Annotated in this window: 15 protein-coding genes and 1 tRNA gene; 4 read left to right on the top strand and 12 right to left on the bottom strand. The window is 49.5% G+C overall.

The window, feature by feature from the left end; genetic code table 11:
• The first annotated feature begins 42 nt into the window (after positions 1-42).
• A complete protein-coding gene (ilvY, locus tag XMM312_RS09930; protein ID WP_173481120.1) occupies positions 43-918 on the top strand; it encodes an HTH-type transcriptional activator IlvY in 876 nt (291 codons plus the stop codon).
• Entirely contained in the window at positions 918-1,610 is a 693-nt protein-coding gene (locus XMM312_RS09925; RefSeq protein ID WP_173489163.1) for a tetratricopeptide repeat protein, read from the top strand. Before ilvY ends, XMM312_RS09925 begins: the two co-directional genes overlap by 1 nt.
• Positions 1,611-1,979: 369 nt before the next feature.
• On the opposite strand, the gene XMM312_RS09920 is transcribed toward XMM312_RS09925, so the two are convergent.
• The 9 genes from XMM312_RS09920 to thrS all read right to left on the bottom strand — a co-directional run bounded on the left by XMM312_RS09920 (position 1,980) and on the right by thrS (position 9,419).
• A tRNA-Pro gene (locus tag XMM312_RS09920) sits at positions 1,980-2,056 on the bottom strand.
• Positions 2,057-2,101: 45 nt separating this feature from the next.
• Positions 2,102-2,449 (bottom strand): MerR family transcriptional regulator, encoded by a 348-nt coding sequence (locus XMM312_RS09915; RefSeq protein ID WP_173489162.1) that lies wholly within the window; start codon positions 2,447-2,449, stop codon positions 2,102-2,104.
• Positions 2,449-2,751, bottom strand: coding sequence for an integration host factor subunit alpha (ihfA, locus tag XMM312_RS09910; RefSeq protein ID WP_173482051.1), 303 nt, complete (start codon positions 2,749-2,751; stop codon positions 2,449-2,451). The genes XMM312_RS09915 and ihfA overlap by 1 nt, the downstream gene beginning before the upstream one ends.
• Before the next feature lie 20 nt (positions 2,752-2,771).
• On the bottom strand, positions 2,772-5,150 hold the full coding sequence (pheT, locus tag XMM312_RS09905; protein ID WP_173489161.1) for a phenylalanine--tRNA ligase subunit beta: 2,379 nt from the start codon (positions 5,148-5,150) through the stop codon (positions 2,772-2,774).
• Positions 5,151-5,181: 31 nt separating this feature from the next.
• A complete protein-coding gene (pheS, locus tag XMM312_RS09900) occupies positions 5,182-6,165 on the bottom strand; it encodes a phenylalanine--tRNA ligase subunit alpha (RefSeq protein ID WP_173483500.1) in 984 nt (327 codons plus the stop codon).
• 102 nt (positions 6,166-6,267) lie between these two features.
• On the bottom strand, positions 6,268-6,624 hold the full coding sequence (rplT, locus tag XMM312_RS09895) for a 50S ribosomal protein L20 (protein WP_173482054.1): 357 nt from the start codon (positions 6,622-6,624) through the stop codon (positions 6,268-6,270).
• 32 nt (positions 6,625-6,656) lie between these two features.
• Positions 6,657-6,851 (bottom strand): 50S ribosomal protein L35, encoded by a 195-nt coding sequence (gene rpmI / locus XMM312_RS09890; protein WP_173482055.1) that lies wholly within the window; start codon positions 6,849-6,851, stop codon positions 6,657-6,659.
• Positions 6,852-6,945: 94 nt separating this feature from the next.
• A complete protein-coding gene (gene infC / locus XMM312_RS09885; RefSeq protein ID WP_173482056.1) occupies positions 6,946-7,446 on the bottom strand; it encodes a translation initiation factor IF-3 in 501 nt (166 codons plus the stop codon).
• Between the two features lie 56 nt (positions 7,447-7,502).
• Complete coding sequence (gene thrS, locus XMM312_RS09880; RefSeq protein WP_173483499.1) at positions 7,503-9,419, bottom strand: threonine--tRNA ligase; 1,917 nt, start codon at positions 9,417-9,419, stop codon at positions 7,503-7,505.
• 224 nt (positions 9,420-9,643) lie between these two features.
• Here thrS and XMM312_RS09875 point away from each other — a divergent pair, with 224 nt between their 5' ends.
• Together XMM312_RS09875 and XMM312_RS09870 are read left to right on the top strand one after the other, a co-directional pair.
• On the top strand, positions 9,644-11,233 hold the full coding sequence (locus XMM312_RS09875) for a sensor histidine kinase (RefSeq protein ID WP_173483498.1): 1,590 nt from the start codon (positions 9,644-9,646) through the stop codon (positions 11,231-11,233).
• On the top strand, positions 11,226-11,921 hold the full coding sequence (locus tag XMM312_RS09870; protein WP_173482059.1) for a response regulator: 696 nt from the start codon (positions 11,226-11,228) through the stop codon (positions 11,919-11,921). The genes XMM312_RS09875 and XMM312_RS09870 overlap by 8 nt, the downstream gene beginning before the upstream one ends.
• 60 nt (positions 11,922-11,981) lie before the next feature.
• On the opposite strand, the gene XMM312_RS09865 is transcribed toward XMM312_RS09870, so the two are convergent.
• The 3 genes from XMM312_RS09865 to XMM312_RS09855 are packed head-to-tail and all read right to left on the bottom strand — an operon-like array spanning position 11,982 to position 14,896.
• Entirely contained in the window at positions 11,982-13,484 is a 1,503-nt protein-coding gene (locus tag XMM312_RS09865; protein ID WP_173482060.1) for a tripartite tricarboxylate transporter permease, read from the bottom strand.
• A gap of 3 nt (positions 13,485-13,487) precedes the next feature.
• Positions 13,488-13,925 carry a tripartite tricarboxylate transporter TctB family protein gene (locus tag XMM312_RS09860; RefSeq protein ID WP_173482061.1) on the bottom strand — a complete coding sequence of 146 codons (438 nt, stop codon included), beginning with the start codon at positions 13,923-13,925 and terminating at the stop codon, positions 13,488-13,490.
• Positions 13,925-14,896 (bottom strand): tripartite tricarboxylate transporter substrate binding protein, encoded by a 972-nt coding sequence (locus tag XMM312_RS09855; RefSeq protein WP_217363566.1) that lies wholly within the window; start codon positions 14,894-14,896, stop codon positions 13,925-13,927. The genes XMM312_RS09860 and XMM312_RS09855 overlap by 1 nt, the downstream gene beginning before the upstream one ends.
• Positions 14,897-14,907: the final 11 nt, after the last annotated feature.

Below are 14,907 nucleotides of genomic sequence, written 5' to 3'. Positions count from 1 at the left end.
CCCGATTTGCGCAACAATAGACAATTTAGATAGACTACCCCCATGAATTTAAAGAATCTGAAACAGTTTTTAGCATTGGCCGACACTCTGCACTTTGGACGGGCCAGTGAAGAGTGCCATGTCAGTCTATCAGCCCTCTCTCGAAACATTCGCCAACTCGAAGAGGAGCTGGGCGTAGAACTGTTCAAACGTGATAATCGGACTGTAGTTCTTACCCAAGAGGGGCAACGCTTTCTACAGTACGCCCGCGAAACTTACAGTCAGTGGAATATTATTCGCAGCGAATTGACGGACAAAACAGGACAGCTCAGCGGTGAGATCAGTATCTACTGCTCGGTAACAGCTAGTTACAGCTTCCTGTACGAATTGTTAAACCGCTTTCGCCAAGTACATCCGCATATCGAGATTAAGCTTCATACAGGGGACCCTGATCGCGCCATTGCACGTATCCAAGAGGGTATAGAGGAGATCACCATTGCCGCTCAACCCGACAACCTGAGCAAAAGCCTCTCATTTAAACCGATTACCCAATCTCCCTTAGTATTTATTGCACCGGCAGAGGCACAACCCAACTTACCCAACAGCTCACCACAAAGCGTTGAGGATTGGCAGAGCACCCCTATGATTCTCTCTGAAGCGGGCGTTGCTCGAAGTCGGGTCGACGACTGGTTAAACGAGCAAGGCATCACACCCAATATCTATGCTCAGGTTGCAGGTAACGAGGCGATCGTCAGCATGGTGAGCTTGGGGTTCGGCATTGGTGTCGTGCCCAAAATTGTTTTGGATAACAGTCCACTGGTCGAGCGAATCAGAATACTGGATGTACAACCCGCTCTAAAACCCTATGAGATCGGACTATTTACACTAACACGTAGCTTAAAAAACCCATTGATTGAAGCGTTCTGGGAGCTAAGCTAATGATGAAACTGATCGCTGTTGCATTTCTGCTTCTCACCACTCCTCTTCAAGCCGCCAGTTTCAGGGAGACCTGGCAAGCACTGTTCAGTGAACAGTATTCAGAAGCTATCGCCGGTGCTCGTGATATTCAGCTCAATGAAGACCCCAGAGGCAATTTTCTGTTTGGTTATATGTATCTGTTTGGTAAAGGGCTGGAACAAGATCCTGTTAAGGCTGAATCCTATTTCAAACGCGCCTCGGAGGCCGGCTTTAATGGTGCAACCTTTCGATTGGGAAAGATGTACCGGGAGGGACACCCTGGCGTACCGAAACAGACAGCACTGGCCTATCAGCTCATTTCACAAGCCGCTGAAAAAGGCGGACCCAACGCACAGTTCAACTTAGCGCAGATGGTCGAAAACGGGGAAGGTACCGAGATCGATTGGGAGAGAGCGTTTAAGCTATACCAAGGCGCAGCTTCCAAAAAACACGCCTTCGCGCACTGGAATCTAGGCTACTACTACCTCACTGGAAGAGTCGTTGCTAAAGACGTCAATAAAGCGTCTGAACACTTTGAGACCGCCTTCAAGGAGGGATCTTCCAAATGGCTAGCAATTGAGATTAATAGGCGCTTGATTGAAGATATAGCCCCTGAGATTAGAGGGATACTAGAAGAACAACTCATCACCCTGTCTCGCAGCCCCCGTGACTGACTTCAGTCTGTCATCGGCTCTATGAGCGTTTTCCAGACAACCCAATTAACCGGACAGCGGATGACAGGCTAAAGCCAGTCACCGGAAAACACAAAGGGCCACCCTAACGGGTGACTTTATTCCTGTTGGAGCGATTTTGAGCACAGCGAAAAGTCGCGAATTTGAGATGAGAGGATTACGAAATACACCCCTGTATTTCGCCCCTTCGGGGCCGCGCTTTGATCGCCTGCGACGTGACTGACTTCAGTCTGTCATCGGCTTTATGAGCGTTTTCCAGAGGGTCCATTTAAGCCAACAGCGGATGACAGGCTAAAGCCAGTCACCAGAAACACAAAGGGCCACCCTAACGGGTGGCCCTTTGTGTTTGTATGGTCGGAATGAGAGGATTCGAACCTCCGACCCCCTGCACCCCATGCAGGTGCGCTACCAGGCTGCGCTACATTCCGGAAACTTGGCGCGCATGTTACAGGATGCGCTTTCGGGTTTAAAGCCTAGTTGGCGTTAATTCTCATCGATTTGAGAATATCTTCCAGCTCGGTAATCGATTGGCGAATCAACTGCTTATAGCGCCCTTGATCATCGTGTGTATTACCTGCTGTCAGATACTGTTTTGCTCCCGCAATAGTAAGGCCTTGTTCGTAGAGAAGGCCCTTGATTTCACGAATCAGAAGAATGTCTTGGTGCTGATAGTAGCGGCGATTACTGCGTTTAACCGGCTCAATTTGATCGAACTCTTGCTCCCAGTAGCGAAGCACATGAGGCTTTAGATCACACAACTTGCTGACTTCACCAATCGTAAAGTAACGCTTGGTTGGGATGGTAGGAAGATCGCTCGACATTATTGTTGCTTAGCTGAATGCAGCTCTACTCGCTCTTTAAGCTTTTGCCCCGGACGGAAGGTTACCACTCGACGGGCAGAGATAGGCACCTCTTCACCCGTCTTAGGGTTACGTCCAGGACGCTGTCGCTTATCGCGTAGATCAAAATTACCAAAACCCGAGAGTTTGACATGCTCGTTATGCGAAAGGCTCTCTTTAATCTCATCGAACATCGATTCAACCATCTCTTTCGCTTCGCGTTTGTTTAGACCGAGCTCTTCAAAAAGACGCTCTGCCATATCCGCTTTTGTTAACGCACTCATACCAAACCCCTTTATTAGGTTTAATCTCGCAATACTGCACCTAGATCAGAGGTCAGTTTTTCAACGACCGCTTGCACTGATGCATTGATCTCTTCTTCGTTAAGAGTGCGCGATGGGTGCTGCCAGGTCAAGCCAAGAGCAAGACTTTTTTGTCCATCATCAATACCTTGGCCGGTATATACGTCAAATAGGATGACCTCTTTTAGGAACTCACCGCCCTCTGACTGCGCAACAGAACGAACCGAGTCAAAGCTCACTTCTGCACCGATCACCATTGCTAAATCACGACGTGACTCTGGGAATTTAGAGAGGGATGCAAAGCGAGGTAGACGCCCTTCCAATAGAGATGATAGCTTCATCTCGAAAAGATAGACTGGACCAGCAAGATCTAAACTCTTTTGTAGGCTTGGGTGCATTGCTCCAACCCAACCCACTGTCACGCCCGCCTTCTCAATGCGAGCTGACTGACCTGGGTGAAGAGCATGGTGAGTATCGGCAACCAGTTTAAACTGGCTCGCATCGCCACCCAAAGAGAACAAGGACTCAAGATCACCCTTGATATCAAAGAAATCGACCTTGTCGCTCTTACCCATCCACGACTCGGGTGAACGGTTACCTGAAATAATACCCGCTAAGCTGTTCTCTTGTTCAAGCTCATCGCCATTGGCAATGAAGCACTGACCAATCTCGAACAGACGCACACGGCTCTGTTGACGCGCTTGGTTGTAGGCAACGGCTTTAGAGAGACCTGGCCAGATAGTGGTACGCATCACCGCCATCTCAGCAGAGATAGGGTTAGCAAGCGCTACCGCTTCATTCTGATCGTCAAACTGTTTAGCGAGACCCGCTTCAATGAAGCTGTAGGTAATCGCCTCTTGGTATCCACGAGACACCAAATGACGACGCAGGGTGCTGGCCGTTAGTTTAGACTCTTTGATAGAGGGCAGAGGAAGCTCGGCACGGGGTGTGTTAGACGGCAGATTGTTGTAGCCATAGACTCGCGCAATCTCTTCAATCAGATCGACCTCGATGCTGATATCAAAACGGTAGCTAGGAACCGCAACCATCCATGAGCCATCGCCATTAGCACGCAACTGAAGTCCTAGACGCGTTAGGATCTCTTCGATCTCTGCCGCTGGAATCTCAAGTGCCAACATATCGGTTACACGCTGGTGACGCAGCTCAAGAGCGACCGGCTTCGGCAAGTTCGCTTCAGATACAGCCTGGATAACCGGACCAACCTCACCACCGACAATATCAATCAGCAAGGCTGTCGCACGCTCAATAGCACGCGCCTGTAGTTGCCAATCAACACCACGTTCGTAACGGTGGGATGCATCCGTATGCAGACCATAGTTTCGTGCGCGACCTGCAATCGCGATAGGGTCAAAGTAGGCACACTCAAGCAGAATATCTTTACTCTCTTCAGAGACTTCAGAGTTACCGCCACCCATGATGCCCGCCATCGCAATCGCTTTATTGTGATCGGCAATCACTAGCGTATCAGCGTTCAGCTTAATCTCACTGCCATCAAGCAGTGTTAGCGCTTCGCCCTGCTCGGCCATGCGAACACGAATACCACCTTCAATCTTATTCAGATCAAAAGCGTGCATAGGCTGCCCTAACTCAAGCAACACATAGTTGGTAACATCGACAACAGGGTCAATAGAGCGAACGCCTGAACGCTCTAAACGCTCAACCATCCAACGCGGTGTCTGTGCATTGATATCGATGCCACGAATGACACGACCCAAGTAGCGAGGGCAAGCTGAAGCGGCTTCTAACTCGATCGAAACGGTATCATCAATGGTCGCTGCAACAGCAGAGCAATCGATCTCAGCCACTGCCGCTTTGTTCAGAACACCCACTTCACGAGCCATACCGACCATACCTAGGCAATCGCCACGGTTAGGGGTTAAATCGACATCGATGATCATATCTTCGAGATTGAGGTAGTCACGAACACTCTGACCGACTGGAGCATCGACTGGAAGCTCCATAATGCCGCCATGGTCATCCGATAGGCCTAGCTCATCTTCAGCACAGAGCATACCCATGGATTCAACACCACGTAGCTTGGCTTTCTTAATCTTAAAGTTACCCGGTAGAACGGCACCGACCGTTGCAAAAGCGGTCTTGATTCCAGCACGGGCGTTGGGGGCACCACACACCACTTGGAAGGTCTCACTACCGTCGCTTACCTGACATACGCGCAGTTTATCGGCATCTGGGTGCTGCTCGGCACTCAGAACTTCACCCACAACCACACCGGAAAACTCTTTGGCAACCGACTCAATCTCATCAACTTCTAAACCTGCTAGGCTGAGTTGATCCGCTAAACCCTGCGTATCGATGGCAGGCTGAACCAGTTCACGTAACCACTGTTCACTGAATTTCATAGTTAAATACTCTCGTCTGCTATCGGCTGAATTAGTTGAACTGGCTTAGGAAGCGCAGATCGTTTTCAAAGAATAGTCGTAGATCGTCAACGCCATAACGCAGCATTGCGAAACGCTCTACCCCCATACCAAAGGCAAATCCGGTGTACTCTTCAGAGTCGATACCCGACATCTCAAGTACTTTTGGATGAACCATGCCACAGCCTAGTACTTCTAGCCATTTACCATCACCGCGATCGATATCGACTTCAATAGAAGGCTCAGTAAATGGGAAGTAGGAAGGACGGAAACGCACACGCACATCCTCTTCAAAGAATTCACGTAAGAACTGTTCAAGCGTACCTTTAAGATCTGCAAAGCTGATGTTCTTATCGATGATCAAACCTTCAACCTGATGGAACATTGGTGAGTGGGTCTGGTCATAGTCACAACGGTAGACACGACCTGGACAGATAATACGAATAGGCGGCTTCTGCGCCTCCATCGTACGAACCTGTACTGGAGAAGTGTGGGTTCTTAACAGACGGTGAGCGTCAAAATAGAAGGTATCGTGCATCGCACGCGCTGGGTGGTGCGATGGAATGTTGAGCGCTTCGAAGTTGTGGTAATCATCTTCGATCTCAGGCCCCTCTTCTACCGAGTAACCGATGCGACTGAAGAAAGCTTCAATACGATCCATCGTTTTTGTCACTGGGTGCAGGCCACCCAACTCTGGCTGACGACCAGGAAGCGTGACATCCACCTTCTCTGCAGCCAACTTCGCTTCAAGTGCAGCATTTTCGAGTAGGCTCTTACGCGCATTCAGCACATCGGACAGCGCCTCTTTGGCCACGTTGATGCGTGCACCTGCAGCAGGACGCTCTTCGTTAGATAGTTTACCAAGCCCTTTCAATAGCTGGGTAAGGTGCCCCTTCTTACCTAGGTACTGAACACGAACTTCGTCTAAAGTTTTTACATCGCTCGCTGCTTCAGCAGCGGCTTTTCCTTCCGCCAACAGGGCGTCAAGATTTTCCATTTACGGCTCCACTCTCTGGGTCCAAATACAAAAATAGGGGAAGAGCGAGCACCCTTCCCCTATCTGAGTCGATCAATTCATCACCCTAGGGTGACGATTGTCTTAGGCTAGTGCTGCTTTTGCTTTTTCAACAACAGCGGTAAACGCTGTTTGCTGATGCACTGCCAGATCAGCCAGTACCTTACGGTCGATCTCAACGTTAGCCTTTTTAAGGCCAGCGATCAGACGGCTGTACGACAAACCATTGATGCGAGCTGCTGCGTTAATACGAGCAATCCACAGAGCACGGAACTGACGTTTGCGCTGACGGCGGTCACGGTAAGCGTACTGACCCGCTTTGATGACAGCTTGTTTGGCTACGCGGAATACACGACTACGAGCGCCGTAGTAACCTTTAGCCTGTTTCAATACTTTTTTATGACGTGCACGAGCTTGTACACCACGTTTTACGCGAGGCATGGTAACTCCTTCTTAATCCTATTCGTAACCAATTAAATGTATGGAAGCATGCGCTTAACCAGAGCCTGGTCAGCTGCATGTACCTGAAGCATTGGGCGTAGCTGACGCTTACGCTTAGTAGTCTTCTTGGTCAGAATGTGACTTTTGAAGGCTTGCTTGTGCTTGAAGCCATTAGCAGTCTTCTTGAAACGCTTTGCCGCACCGCGGACAGATTTAATCTTTGGCATTTACTTTCTCCACGCATTCGTTAGTTATCTGTTGGAACGAACAAAACCTGCAACACCATACTGGATGGCACGGCAGGTCTTAGTTTGGAACCAACTACTTTTTCTTAGGAGCTATGACCATGACCATCTGACGACCTTCAAGTTTAGGACGAGCTTCAACAGTACCGTAGTCTGCCAAATCCGTTTCAACTCGATTAAGAAGCTCCATTCCGAGCTCCTGGTGCGCCATCTCACGACCGCGGAAGCGAATCGTAATCTTGGTCTTATCTCCACCTTCTAGGAAACGTATCAGGTTGCGTAGTTTTACCTGATAATCCCCCACATCAGTCCCTGGACGGAACTTAATCTCTTTAACCTGCATCTGAGTCTGTTTCTTCTTAGCCTCATTTGCACGTTTTTTCTGGTCGTAAAGGTGTTTACCGTAGTCCATCACCTTACAGACGATTGGGTCGGAATCGGAGATCTGTACTAGATCCAATCCTGCCTCTTCAGCCGCACGAAGCGCTTCATTAAGGCTTACAACACCAACCTGCTCTCCGTCAGCGCCGATTAAACGACACTCACGAGCTCGAATATTTTCATTAATTGGCGGCAAATTCTTTTGACCGCGCTTGTTATCACGCTTGATAGCTAGTTTCTCCTAAAGCGTTTTTATTCGCTGCGACCTTTGCGATTATTCTCTTGAATCAACAAGTTAGCAAAGTCTTCAACACTAAATACACCCATATCTTCACCTGTGCGTGTGCGTACAGCAACGCTGCCAGATTCAACTTCTTTATCGCCGATTACTAGAAGATAAGGGATTTTCTGTAGAGTGCGCTCGCGGATTTTAAAGCCGATCTTCTCATTTCTCAAGTCCGAAATTGCTCTAATGCCGCTATTTTGCAGCTTAGACACCACTTCATTGACAAAATCTGACTGTTTATCGGTGATATTCATGACGGCAACCTGCACTGGAGACAACCAAGTCGGCAGCGCCCCCGCGTAGTGCTCAATCAAAATACCGATAAATCGCTCAAACGAACCTAGAATCGCACGGTGCAACATAACCGGTGTTTCACGATCGCCCTTCTCGTTAACAAACTGAGCATCGAGTCGACCCGGCATCGAGAAGTCGACCTGAATCGTTCCACACTGCCAAACACGACCCAGACAGTCACGTAGTGAGAATTCAATCTTAGGACCGTAGAAGGCACCTTCACCAGGAAGCTCTTCCCAATCCAGACCCGCTGCATCCAATGCGTCAGCCAACGCCTTTTCGGCTTTATCCCATACTTCATCAGAACCTACGCGCTGCTCAGGGCGAGTAGAGAGCTTGTAGATAATGTCGCTGAATCCAAAATCAGTGTAGACCTCATGAAGGAAGTCGATGAATTCAGCCACCTCAGATTGAATAGAGTCCTCAGCACAGAAAGTGTGACCATCATCTTGAACGAAGCCACGAACACGCATGATACCGTGCAGTGCACCAGATGGCTCATTGCGGTGACACGAGCCAAATTCAGCCATACGCAAAGGTAGGTCACGGTATGAACGCAATCCCTGGTTGAATACTTGAATGTGACATGGGCAGTTCATCGGCTTAACGGCAAAGTCACGGCTCTCAGAGTGGGTCGTGAACATCTGCTCTTGGAACTTATCCCAGTGACCTGATTTTTCCCACAGAGTACGTTCAACCACCTGCGGTGTCTTGATCTCTTGGTAGCCACGTTTGCGCTGCTGTTCACGCATGTACTGTTCCACTGCCTGCCAAAGAGTCCAGCCATTCGGATGCCAAAACACCATACCTGGTGCTTCTTCCTGAAGATGGAACAGATTCAACTGCTTACCGAGTTTACGGTGGTCACGCTTCTCTGCCTCTTCAAGGCGGTGCAAGTAGGCTTTAAGGTCTTTCTTGTCACCCCAAGCTGTGCCGTAGATACGAGTTAGCTGCTCGTTTTTAACGTCACCGCGCCAGTAAGCGCCAGCCACTTTCATCAGTTTGAAAACTTTTAGGTGGCCCGTATTAGGCACGTGTGGGCCACGACATAGATCGATGAAATCACCCTGCTTGTAGAACGAGAGATCCTCTTCACCAGGAATCGATTCAATGATCTCAACCTTGTACTTCTCGCCCATCGCTTCAAACATTTTCACTGCGTCAGGACGGCTCATAACTGAGCGCTCAACAGGAAGATTCGACTTAGCCAGTTCCGCCATGCGCTTTTCGATCTTCTCTAGATCTTCTGGCGTAAATGGACGCTCATAAGCAAAATCGTAGTAGAAACCGTCATCGATCGTTGGACCAATCGTCACTTGAGCACCAGGAAAAAGATCTTGAACGGCCATCGCCATCAAGTGCGCAGTTGAGTGACGAATGATATCGACACCCTCTTCATCGCGCGCCGTGATAAGAGAGACGTCTGCATCCGCCTCGATGACAAAAGAGGTATCAACCAATTCACCATTCACTCGACCAGCAAGGGTAGCTTTCGCTAGACCTGGGCCGATATCAGACGCCAGATCAAAGACAGACAGTGGCTGATCGAATTCACGTTTACTTGAATCAGGAAGAGTAATAACAGGCATTTATAGATCCTAGTGCTCAGTGGTGACCCATACGACAGGCCACGTAAGTTATGTGCGAACGACTCAGTCGAAGCGCGTTTCAATTGAAGGGCAGTATTATACAGATCTAACCAACCAGTCTCCACCCTGATCCGGCTTAAAACCCAATGGTTAGCCACGAAGTGACTGATTTTTATCAAGCATCGTGGCATCATTGCGACAACAAAAATGATAAGAGCACAGGGATGAAAGCACCTCGCCTTAAAATCAGCACCCGCTTAACACTACTGGTCAGTCTATTGATCCTGACGCAGGCGATTGTGTTGGGAATTTTCACCCTAAGATATCTAGCGGATTCACTCGAAGATCAGATCGGTCAACGCGCCCTGCAGCTCTCGTCAATGATCTCTCAAACCCCCTCTATTCGCGACGCTGTCAGTCGAAGTGATAGTGACGCTGTCCAAGCCATTGTAGCGGACCTCAGATTAGCAACCGACGCCAGTTTCATCTCTATTGGCGACATTGACGGCATACGTCTCGTTCACCCAAAACCAGAACGCATCGGAAAACCGATGGTGGGTGGTGATAACTATCGCGCACTGGAACTCGGTGAGAGCTACATCTCTAAAGCCGTTGGCAGCCTTGGGGAGTCAATCCGAGGCAAGACACCGGTGCTGGATGATCAGGGTAAGATCGTCGGCGTGGTTTCGGTCGGTTATTTAACCAAAACCATCGACCAGACCATCTTTAACTATCAAGGCACCGTCATCGTAGGCACCTTTGCCCTACTCTTGGTATCGATTATGTTGGCCATGTGGATTGCACGCCGTTTTAGGTCTGCCATTTTTGACCTTGAACCTCACGAGATCGCTGCCCTATTCCTAGAGCGAAACGCCACGCTAGAGTCGGTTCGAGAAGGGATCATCTCCATTAACTCAAAAGGTGAAATCACCACCTTTAACCGAGCAGCCTTGAGAACACTGGGGATTGATGATCAAGATGTTTCAGGACGCCCACTCAGTGAGGTGCTTCCCGATTCAAGAATGCCCATGCTGCTTGAGACCGGTGAAGCCGAGTACGACCGAGAGACTCTCGTCAACGGCCGACAGCTGATCATTAACCGATTACCCATCGTTAAAGAGGACCAGGTGGTGGGTGTGGTTGCCAGCTTCCGCCCGAAAGATGAGTTGACGGAGGTGAGCCGAAAGCTAACCCGCATTCGCCAGTATGCTGAAGCACTTCGTTCACAAGCACATGAATACGCCAATAAACTGCACACCATTGCAGGTCTTATCAGCTTAGATGCCAAGCAGGAAGCGCTCGATCTTATTGGGCAGGAGACTAAGGAGCACCAGGAGCTCTTAACCTGGCTAAAAGAGTCGGTGGCAGATCCGGTCGTAGCAGGCTGTATACTCGGAAAATTCAATCGCGCGAATGAACTAGGGCTGACACTTGAGATTGATGAGGGTTCACAGCTTCACCAACTTCCGTCTCATATTGAATCACAGCAGATGGTGACGTTAATCGGCAACCTCATTGATAACGCTTTTGATGCCTCACTTTCGGCCCACTCCGAAGAGGTACGTCTATCAATGACCGATATGGGCTCGGATATCATTATTGAGGTCGAAGATGACGGTGAGGGTATTGATCCCAACAAGATCAACAACCTATTTACCTCAGGCGTCAGCAGCAAAGGCGAAGGTCGCGGCATAGGACTATTTTTAGTGCAAGAGACCATAGAGGCCCTAGGTGGCCACATTACTGTTGAGGCCTCACACTCAGGCGGAAGCCGTTTTACCCTCTATCTACCAAGGAGTGGCAAGGATGTCTGATACATTGAAAATACTGATCGCTGAAGATGATCCACAGATTGCTGAAATTCAACGACGTTTTGTGGAGCGCATCGATGGCTTTGACGTCATAGGCATTAGCCACTCAACCCGAGACGCACAAGATATGCTCGACGTTTTCCAGCCGGATCTTGTGCTGTTAGACATCCACTTCCCTGACGGAAGCGGTTTAGATCTTCTTAAAACCCTGCGTTCAGGGGACTCACAAACCGACGTCATCATGATTACAGCCGCTAAAGAGGTCGATAGCCTATCCGAGGCTCTGCGCCTGGGTGTGTTTGACTATGTTCTGAAACCCTTAGTTTTTGATCGACTCTCTGGCGCCTTAAACCAGTACAGATCACATAAAACCACCCTTACCAATCAAGCTAACGAGCTGTCTCAGCAAGATGTTGATCAACTGCTCTCGCGTCACAGAGAGAGCAAAAACAGCAGCCTTAAACTTGAAGCTCTACCCAAGGGGATCGACCAGATTACACTGGATAAAATCGTTGCGGTGTTCAGGGAGAGTCATGACTCTTTAAGTGCAGAACAGGTAGGCGAGCGCATTGGCTCTAGCCGCACCACCGCGAGACGCTATTTGGAATATCTAGTGGGACAAGAGCGACTCAATGCCGATATTAACTATGGCACGGTCGGCCGACCTGAACGGCGCTACAAAGGGCTATAAACAAAAAAACGCTGAGTCTTATCAGCGTTTTTTATTAGAGCATCTACCAACCTGTCGTGGTTAGCTACTCTGCGTAGGTGGTTTCAATTTGCCACGGAAGATGAACGGCGCTAGGAAGCCAAGAACAGCAGCAATCCATAGACCGACTGAGATGTTACTGCTGAACAGATAGGTCCAGTCACCATCAGAAAGCACCATCGCACGGCGCAGGTTCACTTCCATGTGACCACCCAACAGGATACCCAGAATCACCGGTACTGAAGGAATGTCCATCTTGCGAAGCAGGTAACCCAGCACACCAAAGCCAATCATCAATAGTAGATCGAAGTAGCTACCGGTCAGTGAGTAGATACCGACAAAGGCAACCAGGGTCACACCTGGCAGCAGAATCGCAGGGGATACCTGTAGCACTCGGCTGAACATCTTCACCATTGGGACGTTAAGCACCAACAGTACAACGTTGGCAATCAGTAGTGAGGCGATCAAACCCCAAACCACCTCAGGTCGATCGTTAAACAACGTGGGACCTGGGGTGATATTCAACGTCATCAACAGTGCTAGCAGAACGGCTGTTGTACCTGAACCCGGAACACCTAGCGTCAACATAGGTACTAACGCACCCCCTGCCGCCGCATTGTTACCGGCCTCTGGTGCAGCGATACCACGTGGATCACCTTTACCGAACTGCGAGTTGTCACGTACCGATGACTTCTCTTGCATATACGCCAAGAAACTACCCAAGGAAGCACCTGCACCCGGCAATAGACCTGCAATAAAGCCGATCACTGTTGCCTTTAGCATGGTCCATTTAGTGCGAGCAATGTCAGCCCAAGGAATACGTACTTTCTCTAGTTTCACGCCTATGGCAGAGTCTTTACCGTGTGACTCAATAAACACCAGTACTTCAGAGACCGCAAAAAGACCAACGATGGCTACCAAGAAGTCGATACCATCAAACAGGTGCATGTTATCGCCGGTAAAGCGAGTCATACCCGTTGAAGCATCCACACCAATAGTCGCGATTCCCAGACCGATACAGACGGCTAATGCTGCCTTAGCCTGGTTGTTAGAACCGATACCACCTAAGGTGGCAAAGGCCAGCATGTAGAGCGCAAAGTACTCGGCCGGGCCGAACTGGTAAGCCACACGAGCCAACAACGGCGCAAGCAGCATTAAACCAATGGTCGCCAACAGTGCACCGACAAACGAAGCGACACCTGAGAGTACCAACGCATCTCCGGCGCGACCTGCTTTGGCCATTGGATACCCATCAAGACAGGTCATCATAGCCGGCTCATCACCCGGGATATTCAGAAGAATCGAAGAGATACGACCGCCGTACATGGCGCCGTAGTAAACACTCGTCATTAACACCAGTGCCTGAGTTGCATCTAGACCAAATGAGAATGTTAAAGGAATTAGTATCGCAACACCGTTCGATGGACCTAGACCCGGCAGAGAGCCGATCATCGTTCCAAGGATACAGCCTGCTATAGCAAGGGCCAGGGTAAATGGCGAGAGCGCCACATCAAAACCAATGGCCAAATTTGCAAAGATATCCATACCCTACCCCATCAACCAGCGCGGTAGCGCGAAAAGACTTAAACCGAAGATGAACTTAAAGATCAGGAACAGCGCTCCTGAGAAAAGCACTCCAGTCACCACAGCATTTTTTGCTCTAGCTTCAATCAGATAGGATACAGCGGTACCGGCTATCGCGGTTGAAACTAAGAAACCCAGCGGTTTAAGTGTGTAGGCATAGAAAACCAGCGCTACAACTGCAAAGCCAATGTGCATAAAGGTTGTTAAACCTGGCCACTCTGGCTCTTGATCCGGTTTCATGATCATCACAAGACCACAGATTACCGCTACCGACGCAATCATCATCGGGAAGGCTTTTGGGCCGAGAGGATCAGAGAAAAAAGGCTCTTGCAGTTGAGTGGCGCCCGCGAAATACGCGAGCGCCAGCACAACGACGATCAACCCCGTTATGCGATCTGTCATTACTTGATTACACCAAGCTCTTTAGACATATCTTGTACTTCCTGCATCACACCGTTTAGGTAGTTCTGGAAGTCTGGGCCCACTTTCGTGAACTTAACAAGACCGTTTGCTTCCATAGCGTCCGCCCACTCTTTAGAGGCTGCAACCTGAGCTAGCGCATCAGACCACTGCTTGTAAGAAGCTTCAGACGCACCTTTTGGAGTGTACAGACCACGCCAGTTAACCGCGACAACATCGATACCCTGCTCTTTAGCCGTTGGAATCACAGCATCTAGACCTGGAATTTCGATACGCTCGTCAGTGAATGAAGCCAGTACGCGAACGTCGCCGTTTTTGATGAAGCTTACAACACCTGAGATGTCACCTGTCATTGCTGACGTAAAGCCACCAACTGTCTGAGTGATCGCATCAGCGTCACCATCAACAGCAATGTACTTAACCTTACGGATATCCGTGAAGCCTTTACGTTTCAATGCCATTAGGACTTTAAGGTGATCGTAACCGCCTGCAGCTGATCCACCGGCAAATGCGTGCTTACCTGGGTTCGCAATAACATCATCAAGAAGCTCATTCAGAGTCTGGTATGGCGAGTCTTTAGCAACCACGATAACGCCAGGGTCAGCACCGATAGCACCTAGGAAACGAACCTGATCAGACGTCATACCTGAGTAAGCGTTTTGAGCTAGACGCGTTGCAGTAGCTGTTGAAGCAGCAACAATAAGATCACCGTCGTCGTTACGCTCGTTAACCACGTGCGCGTACGCTAGACCACCGCCTGCACCGGCCATGTTAGTGACTTGAACGGGATCTTTAACGGCACCGATGTCATGCATGATTTTGCCGATTTGACGACAAGTGAAGTCCCAACCACCGCCTGGGTTAGCAGGTGCAATACACTCAGCCGCCATTGCAGAAGAGGCAACGCTCATTGCAACGCCTGCTGCTAGAAATTTAATTTTTGCTAGTTTCATTTTCTTCTCCT

Origin of the sequence: Marinobacterium sp. xm-m-312, assembly GCF_013283295.1 — a bacterium.
Classification (GTDB): Bacteria; Pseudomonadota; Gammaproteobacteria; order Pseudomonadales; family Balneatricaceae; genus Marinobacterium_E.
This window is presented reverse-complemented; position numbering and strand designations above follow the sequence as displayed.